The organism is Psychrobacter sp. JB193, assembly GCF_002285555.1.
Lineage (GTDB): Bacteria > Pseudomonadota > Gammaproteobacteria > Pseudomonadales > Moraxellaceae > Psychrobacter > Psychrobacter alimentarius.
Genome location: NZ_NRGY01000002.1, coordinates 549926 through 564549 on the forward strand (window position 1 = coordinate 549926; position 14624 = coordinate 564549).

The following is a 14624-nucleotide window of genomic DNA, read 5'->3' on the forward strand; positions in this document are numbered from 1 at the left end:
GTCACCTACTATGGATAAGGTAGAATGAAAAAACAGAAAACCAAGTTTGTATTGGCAGAGGCCACCCTTGAAGAGGTGAACAAACAGTTAAAAATAAATATGTTTGTTATTGTCCTAGTTGCCTTGATACTTCTCCTAAATATCGCAAATTTTATGCAAAGTTATAGTCTTTTTTATGGCTTACTCGTTGTGATTATGATTTTTTTCTTGTTCATTATTATAAAAAGCCGCCAAATTCTTGAGATGAGAAAAAAAGCGCTAACGAGAGTTGAGTAGACTGGCCTCTAAAAGAAAAATATTCAGTCAGGTAGAGCAAACAAGTCCTCTGATTTTTACGGATAAAGAATTACGATACATTTCCCAATAATAGATTTTCATGTCATTTAATAGCAAAGATGCATGAGAAGGCTTTGGTACAAGAACAAGGATGGTCATGCCAGCTTATTACACTTTTATTAAACGCGAACAGCAAGAAAACGGTATCAGTGTCGTACATTATCAGCCAACTAAGCATGCGCAGGGCGCTTGGAATGAGCACGAGCAACATATGGCGCCAGCAACGGGGGTGCTCACCGCTGAGCTAAATGGTTATGCGCCGCAAGACAACATGCGTATTGCTCGCATTAGTCTTGATATTTTAGGCTTGATACCGCTTGATGACTTTACTATTACCACGCGCTGTATTCGACCCGGCAAAACCATTGAATTGATTGAGGCAGTCATGAGTAGTCGCGGCCGTGATGCGATCATCGCACGAGCATGGCGATTGATGACGCAAGATACCAGTGAGATTGCAGGGATTGAGGATCAGCAGTCTGCGCACAAGCCTGAGGATCTATCCGCTTGGGACGGTATGAAAGGCTGGCCAGGGGGATTTATTGAAAGTGTGCGCCTAGTAACCGATACGCAGCGTCGTCCTGGGCGCGGTATGATATGGATCACCAATGATGTCGAGATGGTCGAGGGTATACCAACGGATGATTTAGTACATTTATTGGGTATGGTCGATACCGCCAATGGTGTTGTACCACGGGTTGGTCTTGGCTTATCAAAATTGGAATGGATGTTCCCAAACACCGATTTGCAAATCCACATGCACCGCAAACCTCAAGGTCGCTGGCTAGGTATTGACGCTGTTCAGCAATACGGCGATGATGGTATCGGCTTGACCAGTGCCATACTACATGACACACAAGGCCCGTTTGGTCGTAGTGAGCAAATCCTGACCATTCGACCGATGCCACGTTAGAAGATAAAGAATCAATTATCTAATGATTTTGGAAAATGAAACAAGAAGTTGTAATCAATTAATTATACAAATATTGAGAAAATGGTTTTAATAGTACCAACAAGATAATGTCAATCGACGTAGAGGTTACTATGAAAGCATATACTCAATTTTCAAAAAAGTTGACTGCTATCTGGGAGTTATTGCTAGAAGCTTATTCAGAATAGTTTTTAACGTTATCGTTTTTAGTATCTGCGCTTGGATGTTTATTTCTTGAACATTTCTATGAGAAAAGTAATCACCTAAGAAAAGCACTACCTTGACAAATATGGGTGGTGTTTTTTTATGGGATAAGGTTTTTGTGCTTGAATTTTTTCTCAATGCCCCTATTAGTATAGACAGTTTAACGGTATCGCATATGGCAGGCTCTCTAATATTATGAGCGCGGCTTTAGTGAGTATATCGTTATCTGATAATAGGTCTTTCATAGAATTTAAAGGAGTTTTTATGAGTGAAGCAACTCAAGCTGAAGGTCTGAATCCAGAATTAAAAAAACACACGTTTGAAGCGGAAGTGGCGCAATTGCTGCATTTGGTGACACATTCACTATATTCTAATGCTGATATTTTTGTGCGTGAGCTGGTTTCTAACGCCTCTGATGCCTGCGATAAATTGCGCTTTGAAGCCACCAATGACGATAGCCTATATGAAAATGACGGTGAGCTGCGCATACGTATTGCCGTTGATGAAGAAGCCAAAACCATCACCTTTACCGACAATGGTATTGGTATGAATGAAGCTGATGCCATTGAGAATTTGGGTACGATTGCCAAATCTGGCACCAAAGCATTTTTGGACAAATTATCTGAATCACAAAAACAAGATGGTCAGTTGATCGGACAGTTTGGCGTTGGTTTTTACTCAGGCTTTATCGTGGCCGATACCATCAGTGTTGAATCACGTAAAGCGGGCGAGCCTGCTGATAAAGGCGTGCGCTGGGTATCAGATGGTACTGGTAGCTTTACGGTTGAGCCTATCAACAAAGCAGAACGCGGTACCGCCATCACTTTACATTTAAAAGAAGAATATTCTGAGGGCGAAGACAGCTATCTTGATCGCGGTAAAATCAAACGTTTAGTGAATAAATACTCAGATCATATCAGCTTGCCGATTCAGATGCGTAAAGAAGTTTGGCAAGAAGATGTAAAAGAAGACGAAAACGACGACACGCCAGCTGGTGGCGAGATGGTGCTGACAGATGAGTGGGAAACCATCAATAAAGCCAGCGCGCTATGGACACGTTCAGCATCTGAAATTGAAGATGACGAGTATGTCGATTTCTACAAAAATATTACTTATGACATGGATGCGCCGCTCGCTTGGACGCACAACCGTGTTGAAGGCCGCGTCCAGTATACGCAGTTATTGTATATCCCGAAAAAAGCGCCTGTTGATCTTTATACCCGTGAGCAGCAGCATGGCTTAAAGCTGTACGTTAAACGTGTGTTTATCATGGACGAAGCTGAGCAGCTGCTTCCAATGTATCTGCGCTTTGTTAAAGGCGTAATTGACTCAGCAGATTTGCCGTTGAATGTCAGTCGTGAGCTGCTACAAGAGTCACGTGATGTCAAATCAATCCGTGATGGTAATGCGCGCCGTATTTTGACCTTGCTATCAAGTTTGGCAAATAGCGAAGACAGCGACAAGCAAGAAAAATTCGCTCAGTTCTACGCAGAGTTTGGTGATGTGATCAAAGAAGGTCTTGGCGAAGACATGGGCAATCAAGAGCGTATTGCCAAACTGCTTCGTTATGCGACCAGCACGCAAGACGGTCTTGAGACCAGCTTTGAAGACTATAAAGCTCGTATGAAGGAAGGCCAAAAAGCCATCTATTATCTAACCGCAGATAACTTAGCAGCGGCAAAAAACAGTCCGCAACTTGAGCTGTTTAAGAAAAAAGGCATCGAAGTTATCTTGATGACCAGCCGTGTTGATGAATGGGCAATGAATTTCTTAACCCAGTTCGATGAGACACCGCTACAGAACATCGCCAAAGGCGCTGTAGATTTGGGTGACTTGCAAGACGAGGCTGAAAAAGCGGAAGCCGAAAAAGCCCAAGAGACATTGAAACCTGTGGTTGATAAGCTAAAAACGGCTTTAGGCGGCCGTGCTAAAGATGTGAAAGTATCGACACGTCTGGTCGATAGCCCAGCGTGTTTGGTGGTTGGAGAAGGTGAGTTATCACCGCAAATGATCCAGATGCTTAAGCAAATGGGGCAGGATGTACCAGCAAGCAAACCAACGCTTGAAGTGAACCCTGATCATCCATTGATCAAAAAACTTGAAAGCAGTGAGCAGTTTGATGATCTTGCTCAAGTCATCTTTGATCAGGCTTTATTAGCAGACGGTGGTCAGTTAGAAGATCCAGCGGCTTATCTGAAGCGCGTCAATGAGTTGTTGATGAGATAATATATCGTCTTGAATCAAAAAAGAGGTCTTACATATAAGACCTCCTTTTTTTGTCGGTCTCTATATTAATTTAAGCAAATTTTACAAATCAGCCTTATCCTCTTAACCGACAATCCGTTACAATCGCGATAGATTAGCGAGCTAAAATAAAAGCTTGTATTGTTCGCTATTTGCCACCATTTCCTAGTGAATTAAATATGAAATTAATGTCTACCAACCACGTAGAAGTTATTAATCAATAACGTTATACAGTGGCTGTATGGAGACACTTATAATTGACTCACTTTATCTTCTTGACTGGCTAGAGGTCTAAGTCTTTGTCACTTGCGTCGCTAAAAACCGTATCACTTCAGCGTTTTTCGCTCAATTTCGCTGCCAATATTATTGCAACGTTGTGGATGCTGGTCGGGTCAACACGGGCATTTTCTTGGGTAAAACCGACCTTTATTCAATTTGCTGTATTTGCTCTATTGGCGCTTGGCAGCAATGTGCTTTTTTCGTGGCTTGCGGCTGAAAGCGGTAGCCTCTTTAATGAGCAAGGATTGGTCAGTTATCTGATTTGGCCGATGATTATTCTGTTAGGCGGCATCATTTTGGCACGCCGCGCAAGCAATCAATCGCTGGTTTTTGTGCCTGTGATTCTGTGGTTGGTTGCTGATACTTTATCAGCACTTCTACAGAGCCTAATGCAGCTTTTGGGCAGTTATGGCTGGTTACCTGATTGGAGTTACTCGTTTTTACCAATTTTATTTTTGGTGCTGTTTTTATGGCAAACGCTAGCCTTATTATGGATTTTTTCTCGCCGCTTACGTATACCGTGGTGGGAGCGGATTATTGTGTTGGTGGGTGCGGTTGCACTCCTAACTATCTGGCAGCGTAATGTCGCTGATCAGCCTATATTCAAACAGACGCCAGTAACCCCTGTCTTAGAAGAAACGGCGTTTTATGAGCAGCCTCGACTGTTACAACAAGCATTAAACAGTATTGATGCGGGTGTTTTGGGCAGAACAGATTGGTATTTTATGGGCGTTGCAGGTTTCTCTGAACAAGATGTCTTTCGTTCTGAGATCAACAAGGTGCGCGAATTGTTTGATGTACGTTTTGGTACCAGCGGCCATTCTTTGGCGTTGGTCAATAATACCTATAGTTGGTTAGATGAGCCAATCGCGACCAAGACCAGTATTTTGCGAGGCTTAAAAAAAATTGGTCAGCAAATGAATGCGGATGAAGATGTATTGTTTCTCACTTTATCTTCACATGGTAATCAGGACATCATTCAATTGGCCAATCCGCCACTTGTGATGGAAAATCTAGATGCTGCATGGTTACGTGAGGCGCTTGACGACTCTGGCATTCGTTGGCGCGTGATTGTCGTATCTGCCTGTTATTCAGGTTCATTCATTGATGAGCTGGCGTCTCCAACCACGGTGGTCATTACGGCATCAGCCGCTGATAGACCGTCATTTGGTTGTACCAACACCGCTGAAATGACGTATTTTGGGCAAGCGTTCTTTGCTGAGAGTCTGCGCAGCAATACCAGTTTTGAAGCTGCTTTTAAGGACGCAAGAGTACGTGTGCATGAGCGCGAGGAGCTGATGGGGTTTGAACCATCAGAGCCGCAGATGGCCGTTGGTAGTCTTATGGAAACAGCACTTCCTGCATTCGAACAAGTGCTGTTTGATAAAACAAGACCCCCTGTAGCAAGCGTGATTAATAATGAGGCAGCCACGATTAACGTATTGCCTGAAGGCGCTTCTTCTCAGTCAGCGGATACTACTGTAGCTACAACGGACTGATGATTCAAAAGTATCTAAAATCTTAACATTGTCGGTATTATCTTATAAGTGCTTCTTATAAGTCATTGTGTATTTTACTTTGGATAAAAAGGATGTCACTCATGAAAAAGTCTTACAGTCATCGCTTGTCTGCCAATAGCCAACTCACACAAAAAAGTGTGAATCGCTGCTTTAATGGTGAACAGCACTATTATAGTCATCAATCAACCGCCACCAAAACACCTATGACGTTCAGTATTTACTTGCCTGATGAAGCACTCACAGGTCAGCGCTGTCCTGCTATCTTATACTTGTCAGGTTTGACGTGTAATGCCGATAACGTCACTCATAAAGCGCATTTTCAACAGAGATGTAGCGAGCTTGGCATGATCTTCATTGCACCCGATACTTCCCCGCGTAGCGTGCCAGCATCAGACGAAGCAGAAACCGTAGAGGTTCCTAATGATGAGCGCTATTTTGTCGGTCAAGGGGCAGGGTATTATGTCGACGCGACAGAAGCACCTTGGGCAGACAACTTCAACATGGAGAGTTATATCGTTGAAGAGCTGTATGATTTGTTACGTTCAGAGTTTCCCATTGATACGATTGGCATCACAGGGCACTCGATGGGTGGTCATGGGGCACTATTACTAGGATTTAAGTTTCCCAGCAAATTTGTTAGCGTGTCGGCGCTATCGCCTGTCTGTGCCGCCAGTGAGTCAGCATGGGGACAAGCGGCTTATACTGAGTACTTTGGTGATGATAAGTCATTGTGGGCGCAAGCAGATGCTTCAAAGATGATTGAAAAAGTCGGTCGGCAGTATGCGAGTATCTTGGTCGATCAAGGGGCAGCCGATAACTTTTTAGCAGAAGGTCAATTGCAAACGTCTACATTACAAGACGCTTGTGAAAAATCCAAGCAGCCCTTAACACTGCGTTATCAAGGTGGGCATGACCACAGTTATTATTTTATTCAAACCGTGATTAACGACCATATCGATCATCATTGGCGTATGGCGCAGCTTCGCTAGATTTTTAATTAAGTCTTAATATGATGTTTTTTTTGTTGTATCGTTTGATTTAAAAAAGGTAAGTCTTATGGCAAGTTATCAAGATTTGGCCGCAGTAGATTTAAAAGATCAATCATCGGATTCTAGTGATTCTGAATCTACGCTCGCTACCATGCAAGCGGACATGGACGCAGCTTTGAAAGATAAACAGCATGCTGATATTGGTACTCATTCCAATGAGAAGCTGACAAGTTCAGTGCAATCAAGTGATATGATTGAGCAGTCAACGAATGAGGCTGGGAATAGAGTGCTGGATGAGACTCAGGTCTCACGAGTAATAGAGATGGCGTGGGAAGACAGAACGCCATTTGGTGCCATTGAACATAGCTATGGTCTTAGTGAGCCTGACGTTATTAAGCTCATGCGACAAGAGCTCAAGCCGTCGTCTTTTCGCTTATGGCGTCAACGAGTCAGTAACCGTGCGACCAAACACGAAGCAAAGCGCTCTTTTGAGGTTGGCCGAGCATATTGTAAGACACAATATAAGCCGCGCTAGTCATTTAAGCATAAAACGGTTCGTATCTTTGATATGATCTGAATATTAAAAGCGCTTCCGTCAGTTATAACATTCTTTATATTTTGCTCGTCTTTTATTTAAACATGAATTAGGTAGATCCTTATGATCAGTTCTTCAAAACCTTATCTTATCGCACCTTCGATACTGTCAGCCGATTTTGCACGTTTGGGCGAAGAAGTTGAAAAAGTACTGGAATCGGGCGCTGATGTGATTCATTTCGATGTCATGGACAACCATTACGTGCCGAATCTGACATTTGGTAGTATGATTTGTAAAGCACTGCGTGACTATGGAATTGATGCGCCTATCGACGTACATCTGATGGTCTCGCCTGTTGATAGTATGATTGAGCAGTTCTTAGAAGCAGGCGCGAGCATTATTACTTTTCATCCAGAAGCCAGCGCGCACGTTGATCGTTCTTTACAGCTGATTAAAGATGGCGGGGCAGAATGTGGCTTGGTATTAAATCCAGCAACGCCATTACATCATTTAGATTATGTTATGGATAAGGTCGATCAAATCCTACTCATGAGCGTCAATCCTGGATATGGTGGGCAGTCATTTATTGAGAGCACTTTAGATAAAGTTCGCCAAGTCCGTCAACGTATTGTTACTAGCGGTCGAGACATCAGGTTAGAAGTCGATGGTGGTATCAAGGCCAGTAATATTCGTGCAATTGCTGAAGCAGGCGCGGATATGTTTGTCGCTGGTTCTGCAATTTTCAACCAAGAAGATTATAAAGCTGCTATCGATGCGATGCGTGAAGAGTTGGCACTGGTTAGGGCTGATCAGTAACATCGGTATCATTAAAATACGCGGTGTACTCGTCATTTATACGATGGTAGGTTATGTAAAGGTAAACTATGAACACAAACAACCCCGTTCCCTCGTCAGTGCGCTCTGAGCCAATCACAGATACTAGGCCGCATCGTAGCTTAGTACCAAAAGGGATTACGATTGGCTTGGCTATTTTTGCGCTTGTGCTAAGTTTAGCAGGCTATGGTTTTCGCTTAATGATTGGCGATGACGTTGGCGTCGTATTGCGTCATGCTGCTGTAGTCATACCTACCTTTGTGCTTGGCATCCCATTGTTTTTTTGGCTTGGCTCGCGAGTGCTTAATAAAGTTAAAGGCCTGCATATTGAAACCAGAAATGCGCTGACGCTTGGCTGGTTGACTGCTTGTGTGTCAATGTTGTGGTTGATGGGGAGTTATAGTTGACATCACGATCAGCAAAAATAATGTGCATTCATAAATATAGCGTTGTTATTTTTTTATGAGCTATCTTTTACACTTTTTTTAATCATTGAGCCATACCTTATAAGTATGGCTGGAATCTTATATGCGAATCGTACCAGCTAGTATTGCCAAAATTATCTACCCAAAAGACTTACCCAATGGCTTGTTTACTAGTTTGATTATAGCTTGCCTATTCATGGGCTTAGCATCGCTGCGTCATGGTACAAGTTTTCAAGACTGGCTAAATGTGATTGAAAATTGGCTCATTATGCTACTGATATTCCCTACCGCTACTGCCACTGTGGCACTACCATTCAAATATCGTGATCCAACCTTTGAGTTAAAATTGACGTATTACCTTGGCATGTTTGTCGCATTTTTATTCACCTTAGCCAAACTAAGATACTGGCGTTGAGTTTGGATAGCCTCTCAAACGCATTACTTATATAGAAGACTTGTGTGACAAACCTTGAAATCCAAGGTCAAAGCGTCCATTGTATGAGTAAGACAGTTTTACCCGCGTTACTAAAAGACGAAAGATTTAAGACGAGAAATTTGCTGAATGGATTTTTGTAGTGAATAGATTTTTTGCCATTACCAATTCGTTTGCAAGTATCAGACGGGACAATAAGGAACAAATGAATGCCATACGATATCGATAATGATATAGAAGTAGATAACGAGAGTACCGATCAATTTGCAGGATTTGCGAAAGAGACCACCCTTGAGCTGGTAGAGGCTGAAGATGGTAAATTGTTATTGCGTGACGCTGAACAAGATGAGGCACCGCTGATGACTATTGATTTTTCCGATAAGTTAAAAGAGCTACTGGGTAGTGATACGCAAGCCATTGGTCAACATATGATTCATGCGGCGATTCAGGTCATCATGCAAAAACAGATGAGTAAGTGGCATGCTCATGTCTATGATAAAGAGCCAACACATTATAGTTAAGCTTGATGAGCTTCTGATGTGTCTTTTGAAGCAGTGATATATTTATAACTTATAGCCAAAAAAAAGGGTTTATCTATTGATAAACCCTTTTTTTTGTTCAAACAACGCTATTTTTAAAACAGCAATTATTTGATTTTAGCTTCTTTAAAGATCACATGCTGGCGTACTTTTGGATCAAATTTTTTGATTTCCATTTTGCCAGGCATAGTGCGCTTGTTTTTAGTAGTGGTGTAGTAATACCCAGTACCCGCTGTTGATACTAATTTAATTTTATCTCTCATGATAGCTTTCCTGTAAATGAGGGGTCTTAAAACGATAGGTATGCGTCTCAAGTAATAAGTTGCTACCTATGTGGTAGCAGAAAAGCAGCTTTAATAACGAAAATTATCATTATTTATAAGCTGCTAATAGTTACTTAAACTTTTTGACCTTGTGCGCGTAGATCCGCTAACACTTTATCGATACCTAGTTTGTCAATGATGCGCATACCTTTGGTAGACACACGTAGACGTACAAAACGATTTTCAGACTCTACCCAAAAACGATGGTTGTGTAGGTTTGGTAGAAAGCGACGACGGGTTTTGTTGTTTGCGTGCGAAACATTATTACCCACCATAGGGCGCTTTCCAGTCACTTGGCAAACTCGAGACATGGCGAACTCCTAATCTATGAGGTATGAGTTTTTCTCATACCAGTCTGGGCAAGTTGCACGTTTTTGCGGCATGGACACAGCAAGCGGCAGCTTTGCACCAAACAAAACTATATGAAGGTTGAGCTGATATGACTGCTATCTAAAGGCAAATAACAGGCTAACCAATTCAGAAAATTTTAAAGCCGACATTTATACCATAAAACAGATGAATACTCAAATATTTTTATAATTACTGCCGATCTAAAGGATGGCTATTATACCCTGAAATAAGCGCTCTATGTTGTTGATTGTTTAATAGTAACCATTAATTTTTAGTTGTAAGTTATAACAAAAGTCAGTAAAGTTGCTGTTATATATTTAATACAATCTGTTAATACAACTAGCATCAATGTAAACCTATGTATCATTACCAATCTAATATGATTCTGTGTACTGATATTTACCTATTTGCTCAAATAAATTACTGCTTATGCGGAGTCTCAAAATGTCATATAGCTCATTACCTGCTTCCAAGCTATTTCAGCTGACTGCACTAACCTTATCACTGACTTTGGCTGGATGCGGCGGTGGCGATGGTACTGATACAATTGCCCCCGAGCCTGATACGGGTGTGACTCAGCCTGGGACGGGGGATGGTGGTTCTACTATTGATACTCTCAATATAGCTACTAGTAATCTGGTTGATATAAATAGCAATCCAGTTACTTCAATCGGTTTAGACGGTGCTTACTATGAGGTTTTAATAACTGACGAAAAAAATGAACCTGTCGCAGGGGCTAAAGTGAGCTTTGCTATCGATGCTACAGGGGTGATGTTGTCACAAACTACGTCAGGCTCAGTACTAACAGATAGTGAAGGCTTCGCTCGTATATTCTTAAAGCCAACGGGAACTGAAGTATCAGGAGCTTATACTATTTCTGCGACCGCAACCTTTGCAGGTAATACAGCGACTGTAGATAAAACTTTTTCAGTTCAATCGACCAAAGTTAGCCTAAGTGCTTTTTCTGTTGAGAGTGTCAATCTATCATCAGGTGCGCAGACTGCATTGTCTTTGATCGTCTCTGATGCAGAAGGAAATATATTGAATGGTGTGTCAGTTAATCTTAATGCGAGTTGTGGACAGATTCCAGCACAAATAACTTCTGATGCTAATGGTATGGTAGAGGTGGTTTATAAATCGATTAATGATGATGATACCCTTTGTAGTGGTCCTGTGACAATATCTGCAAACGTAGGTAATGCAGTACGATCTACCAATATTACTGTGCAGGCTCCTGAGGCAACCTCAATTGTATATACCTCTAATCCATTAACACTTGGCATTGCAAATAGTGGCTCTTCTGCGACAGGAGAGGTTGAGTTTACGGTTTATTCTAATAAAACGCCTCTTGCCAATGCCGATGTGGTTTTATCCTTAGAAAAATCACCACTGGGTCTATCCTTTGGCGTATTAGGTAATCGTTCTAACATTCCTGCTAGGACTGATGAAAATGGTAATGTGTCTGTCAATATTTATCCTGGGTCTACACCAGGGCCTGTGGAGATTAAGGCTTCACTTTCTCGAGATGGTCGTATCAATGCATTATCTAAAGGTATATCGATCGCTAGCTCGCGCGTGACGCAAGATGGTTTAAGTATCTCACAAGAGAAAAACGTTTTAGATTGGAGTATGGATGGCGATAGCACTAACATCACTATTAGAATGGTAGATCGTAATGGGAACTCAGTACCAGATGGTACAGTGGTAAACTTAACGGCTGAAGGTGGTAAAGTCTCTCCTGCTAGCTGTACCACTACTGATGGCGTTTGTAATGTGACTTTCTCAACCCAAAACCCAAGACCAGGTGATGGACGTGTGAGTATTTTAGCTGTAGCAGAAGGCGAAAAAGCTTATATTGATAACAATGCCAATAACGCATGGGATGAGGGGGTAGATACCTTTGTTCATAATATTGGTGATACCTTCCGTGATGACAATGAAAACGGTACATTTGAAGCTGGTGAATTTACTTATCCATTGACTACACAAGCAAGCGGTATGTGTGAGAATAATTTGGATAGATTTATACAACTTAAATTCCCAACATACAGTCAATCAAAAAAAGACAGTTTTGAACAGAGTTTTATTTCAAACTTTGTATCGCCAAATAAAGCCAATACATGTAACTCAGGATTGGATGCTATTGTACGTTATCAAACTACTCAGTTATTGTCTGACGGTAGTAATGCGCGTTTTACCTTATTAAACAATCTAGGTAATATGCTGACGACACAAGTGATCAGTGGCTCAGCAACGATGGTTAATGTTCGTACGAATAGCGGTGGTTTCTACGACCTAAACCCAATGCCTTCTGGTACGACTATTGCTGCAACCGCTGTTGACAAAACAGACAGTAATGATAAAAGTTGTACAGTAGAGCAAGTTGGAGGTTTCAGTAAAGTCCCTGCTTTGGTGAACACAGGCGCTCTCGGTCAAAACTTAGGAACCATCAGCAACTATACGTTGGATGGTTGTGCAGCAGGGGACTACTTTAGAATCTCTGCTACTGCACCGAATAGTAACGTCACGACTAAGACTTATATTATTCAATAAGTTCACATAGTAACCAGTTAGTTATAAAACCCTCAACGCCACGTTGGGGGTTTTTGCATTACCCTTTTAAATAACTAAATCACTTTAAATAACCAAAAACAACCAACGCGCTCAGCAAAACATTGCAAAAAAGATTAAAATAATCGGTTTACTATGCTGACAACAGTTTTTCAGCGATCAGTCATTATTTTTTAATTGGGCGTATTATGTCAGACACTATCAAGACGGTTCCATCATCGGATATCGAGTCAAACACTATTTCTAGTGCTTTACCTACCACTGATGCTAGCGACACGGCGACACTGTTGATCAAATGCAAAGATCAAGCGGGTATCGTACAAGCGGTTTCTGAGTTTATCCATCGCTATGGTGCGAATATTATTACGCTTGATCAGTATTCAACGGCGCATGAAGGCGGTCAATATTTTATGCGTTTAGAATTTGCTTTGGCAGGATTGAGCGAGATTATTGACAATTTTGAGGTCAGCTTTGGACATACGGTTGCCAAACGCCACAATATGGATTGGCGTCTCCATAACAATGCTATTAAGACCAAAGTGGGTATTTTGGTATCCAAGTTCGATCACGCATTGCTAGATTTATTATGGCGTCATCAGCGCGGTTTGCTGGACTGTGAGATTACCTGTGTGGTCAGCAACCATCCTGACTTGCGTCAAGCCGTAAAAAATTTCGGTATTAAATTTCACCATGTGGCTGTCAATAAAAACAATAAAGAGCAGGCAGAAGAGCAGATTCATAAACTGATGGAAGGTAATGATTTGCTTGTACTAGCGCGTTATATGCAGATACTGTCGCCTGATTTTGTGAAGCGCTGGCCGATGCAAGTGATCAATATTCACCATTCGTTCTTGCCTGCCTTTGTTGGCGCAGACCCTTACCGTCAAGCTTATGATAAAGGGGTGAAACTGATTGGTGCCACCGCGCATTATGTCACCGCTGAGCTTGATCAAGGGCCTATTATCGAGCAAGATGTTCACCGCGTGACCCATCGTCAAGGCGTGACAGAATTGCGAGCCATTGGTCGTGATATCGAGCGCAACGTCTTGGCGCGTGCTGTGAACTGGCATGTGCAAAATCGAGTGATTGTCGCAGGTAATAAGACCGTGGTTTTTAATTAAAGCAGCGTTTGATTATAATGAACTTTCTAAAATCTCATCTTATTTTTAGATAATACCAAAGCGGCAGTCAGTACTCGTATGAGACACAATTGGCTGCCGCTTTTTTTATTGGCCAACACCTAGCAATAGCTCTAGCACAAACTTGCTACCGACAAAGCCAATTGCCAATAAGACAAAGGCATAAATAGTGATATTAGCCGCACGCTTGCCACGCCAGCCAGCATGCCAATTGCCAACCAGTAACGTACCGAATAATAACCAAGACAAAAGGCTAAAGACGGTTTTGTGTACGATATGCTGCGCCATCAGGTCGTCTACATAGATAAAACCAATGCCCAACGCAATACTCAATAAAACAAACCCTACCAAAAGCATATCGAATAATAAACCCTCCATACTTTGCAGGGATGGTAGCTTATTCACCCAAAATCGATGAATGGTATGATGCTTGAGCTCGCGTATTTGTAAGCGCAAAAACAGTGCTTGTATTGCTGCCATGAGCAGGACACAGTAAGCTGCGAAAGACAGTAAGATATGTGCTTCTAGCCCTGCACTGATATTGATGATCGGCTGATAGGGCGCGCGTCCAATGTAGCCAATGGTCATACCTAGGAGTGCTGTTGGTGCCGCTAAGATGCCCAAGCTGATAATAGGCCGGTACAGAGAAAACAAGACGTAAAAGAATAAAAAAAACAAACTGATCAAGCTAATGACGTTGAATAAATTAAAATTCAAACCATAAAGCGTAACAACGTATGGGTAGAGCAGCAGCGCATGTGCGACCATACCGACCATCAGTAACCCCAAACCAATGCCTTTACGAACAGGTTTGTCCTGAGTCAGCGCCCAACCAAGGTAAACACTGACTAAGATATAAGCTAGACTAGCAAGTAAGAATGCAAAGTGCACAGATATAAAGCCTCATCTCATATTGAGCGCACAATGGCTGCTCAATGCAATGCGAAAGTGGTATTATCGGAATGATTAGA

At 42.0% G+C, this 14624-nt stretch carries 15 protein-coding genes; 12 read left to right on the forward strand and 3 right to left on the reverse strand.

All coding sequences use genetic code 11. The features are described from left to right. Positions 1-24 precede the first annotated feature (24 nt). The 10 genes from CIK80_RS10105 to CIK80_RS10150 all read left to right on the forward strand — a co-directional run bounded on the left by CIK80_RS10105 (position 25) and on the right by CIK80_RS10150 (position 9251). The gene (locus CIK80_RS10105) at positions 25-276 is read left to right on the forward strand and encodes a hypothetical protein (RefSeq protein ID WP_095569884.1); all 252 of its coding nucleotides are present in this window, start codon (positions 25-27) and stop codon (positions 274-276) included. Positions 277-433: 157 nt separating this feature from the next. Continuing rightward, a complete protein-coding gene (locus CIK80_RS10110; protein ID WP_095569885.1) occupies positions 434-1249 on the forward strand; it encodes a thioesterase family protein in 816 nt (271 codons plus the stop codon). Between the two features lie 486 nt (positions 1250-1735). Beyond that, positions 1736-3697 carry a molecular chaperone HtpG gene (gene htpG, locus CIK80_RS10115; RefSeq protein WP_095569886.1) on the forward strand — a complete coding sequence of 654 codons (1962 nt, stop codon included), beginning with the start codon at positions 1736-1738 and terminating at the stop codon, positions 3695-3697. A 317-nt stretch (positions 3698-4014) separates the two neighbouring features. After that, entirely contained in the window at positions 4015-5493 is a 1479-nt protein-coding gene (locus CIK80_RS10120) for a C13 family peptidase (protein WP_095569887.1), read from the forward strand. A gap of 101 nt (positions 5494-5594) precedes the next feature. Next, on the forward strand, positions 5595-6503 hold the full coding sequence (fghA, locus tag CIK80_RS10125; RefSeq protein WP_095569888.1) for an S-formylglutathione hydrolase: 909 nt from the start codon (positions 5595-5597) through the stop codon (positions 6501-6503). 250 nt (positions 6504-6753) lie between these two features. Continuing rightward, on the forward strand, positions 6754-7038 hold the full coding sequence (locus CIK80_RS15560) for a TIGR03643 family protein (protein ID WP_275542326.1): 285 nt from the start codon (positions 6754-6756) through the stop codon (positions 7036-7038). Positions 7039-7161: 123 nt separating this feature from the next. Continuing rightward, a complete protein-coding gene (gene rpe, locus CIK80_RS10135) occupies positions 7162-7854 on the forward strand; it encodes a ribulose-phosphate 3-epimerase (protein WP_095569890.1) in 693 nt (230 codons plus the stop codon). 68 nt (positions 7855-7922) lie between these two features. Continuing rightward, positions 7923-8279 carry a hypothetical protein gene (locus CIK80_RS10140; protein WP_179288365.1) on the forward strand — a complete coding sequence of 119 codons (357 nt, stop codon included), beginning with the start codon at positions 7923-7925 and terminating at the stop codon, positions 8277-8279. Between the two features lie 121 nt (positions 8280-8400). Beyond that, a complete protein-coding gene (locus tag CIK80_RS10145) occupies positions 8401-8712 on the forward strand; it encodes a hypothetical protein (protein WP_062845318.1) in 312 nt (103 codons plus the stop codon). Between the two features lie 227 nt (positions 8713-8939). Then, positions 8940-9251 (forward strand): hypothetical protein, encoded by a 312-nt coding sequence (locus CIK80_RS10150; protein WP_095569891.1) that lies wholly within the window; start codon positions 8940-8942, stop codon positions 9249-9251. A gap of 125 nt (positions 9252-9376) precedes the next feature. On the opposite strand, the gene rpmG is transcribed toward CIK80_RS10150, so the two are convergent. Both rpmG and rpmB read right to left on the reverse strand, forming a co-directional pair. Continuing rightward, on the reverse strand, positions 9377-9532 hold the full coding sequence (gene rpmG / locus CIK80_RS10155; RefSeq protein ID WP_010201403.1) for a 50S ribosomal protein L33: 156 nt from the start codon (positions 9530-9532) through the stop codon (positions 9377-9379). Between the two features lie 134 nt (positions 9533-9666). Then, positions 9667-9903 (reverse strand): 50S ribosomal protein L28, encoded by a 237-nt coding sequence (gene rpmB / locus CIK80_RS10160; RefSeq protein WP_057761372.1) that lies wholly within the window; start codon positions 9901-9903, stop codon positions 9667-9669. A gap of 484 nt (positions 9904-10387) precedes the next feature. Between rpmB and CIK80_RS10165 the strand changes: the two genes are divergently transcribed. Both CIK80_RS10165 and purU read left to right on the forward strand, forming a co-directional pair. Beyond that, positions 10388-12496, forward strand: a complete 2109-nt coding sequence (locus CIK80_RS10165) for a hypothetical protein (RefSeq protein WP_062845316.1) — start codon at positions 10388-10390, stop codon at positions 12494-12496. A 206-nt stretch (positions 12497-12702) separates the two neighbouring features. Beyond that, a complete protein-coding gene (gene purU, locus CIK80_RS10170; RefSeq protein ID WP_257011737.1) occupies positions 12703-13635 on the forward strand; it encodes a formyltetrahydrofolate deformylase in 933 nt (310 codons plus the stop codon). Between the two features lie 105 nt (positions 13636-13740). Here purU and ccsA read toward each other — a convergent pair whose 3' ends face one another. Further along, positions 13741-14544: a cytochrome c biogenesis protein CcsA gene (gene ccsA / locus CIK80_RS10175; RefSeq protein ID WP_095569892.1), complete on the reverse strand. Its 804-nt coding sequence runs from the start codon at positions 14542-14544 to the stop codon at positions 13741-13743. Between the last annotated feature and the right edge of the window lie 80 nt (positions 14545-14624).

Bases quoted from the DNA above. Each gene is read 5' to 3' on its own strand.
- CIK80_RS10105 (WP_095569884.1), top strand. From the start codon at position 25: ATGAAAAAACAGAAAACCAAGTTTGTATTGGCAGAGGCCACCCTTGAA.
- CIK80_RS10110 (WP_095569885.1), top strand. From the start codon at position 434: ATGCCAGCTTATTACACTTTTATTAAACGCGAACAGCAAGAAAACGGT.
- htpG (WP_095569886.1), top strand. From the start codon at position 1,736: ATGAGTGAAGCAACTCAAGCTGAAGGTCTGAATCCAGAATTAAAAAAA.
- fghA (WP_095569888.1), top strand. From the start codon at position 5,595: ATGAAAAAGTCTTACAGTCATCGCTTGTCTGCCAATAGCCAACTCACA.
- CIK80_RS15560 (WP_275542326.1), top strand. From the start codon at position 6,754: ATGATTGAGCAGTCAACGAATGAGGCTGGGAATAGAGTGCTGGATGAG.
- rpe (WP_095569890.1), top strand. From the start codon at position 7,162: ATGATCAGTTCTTCAAAACCTTATCTTATCGCACCTTCGATACTGTCA.
- CIK80_RS10140 (WP_179288365.1), top strand. From the start codon at position 7,923: ATGAACACAAACAACCCCGTTCCCTCGTCAGTGCGCTCTGAGCCAATC.
- CIK80_RS10145 (WP_062845318.1), top strand. From the start codon at position 8,401: ATGCGAATCGTACCAGCTAGTATTGCCAAAATTATCTACCCAAAAGAC.
- CIK80_RS10150 (WP_095569891.1), top strand. From the start codon at position 8,940: ATGCCATACGATATCGATAATGATATAGAAGTAGATAACGAGAGTACC.
- rpmG (WP_010201403.1), bottom strand. From the start codon at position 9,532: ATGAGAGATAAAATTAAATTAGTATCAACAGCGGGTACTGGGTATTAC.
- rpmB (WP_057761372.1), bottom strand. From the start codon at position 9,903: ATGTCTCGAGTTTGCCAAGTGACTGGAAAGCGCCCTATGGTGGGTAAT.
- CIK80_RS10165 (WP_062845316.1), top strand. From the start codon at position 10,388: ATGTCATATAGCTCATTACCTGCTTCCAAGCTATTTCAGCTGACTGCA.
- purU (WP_257011737.1), top strand. From the start codon at position 12,703: ATGTCAGACACTATCAAGACGGTTCCATCATCGGATATCGAGTCAAAC.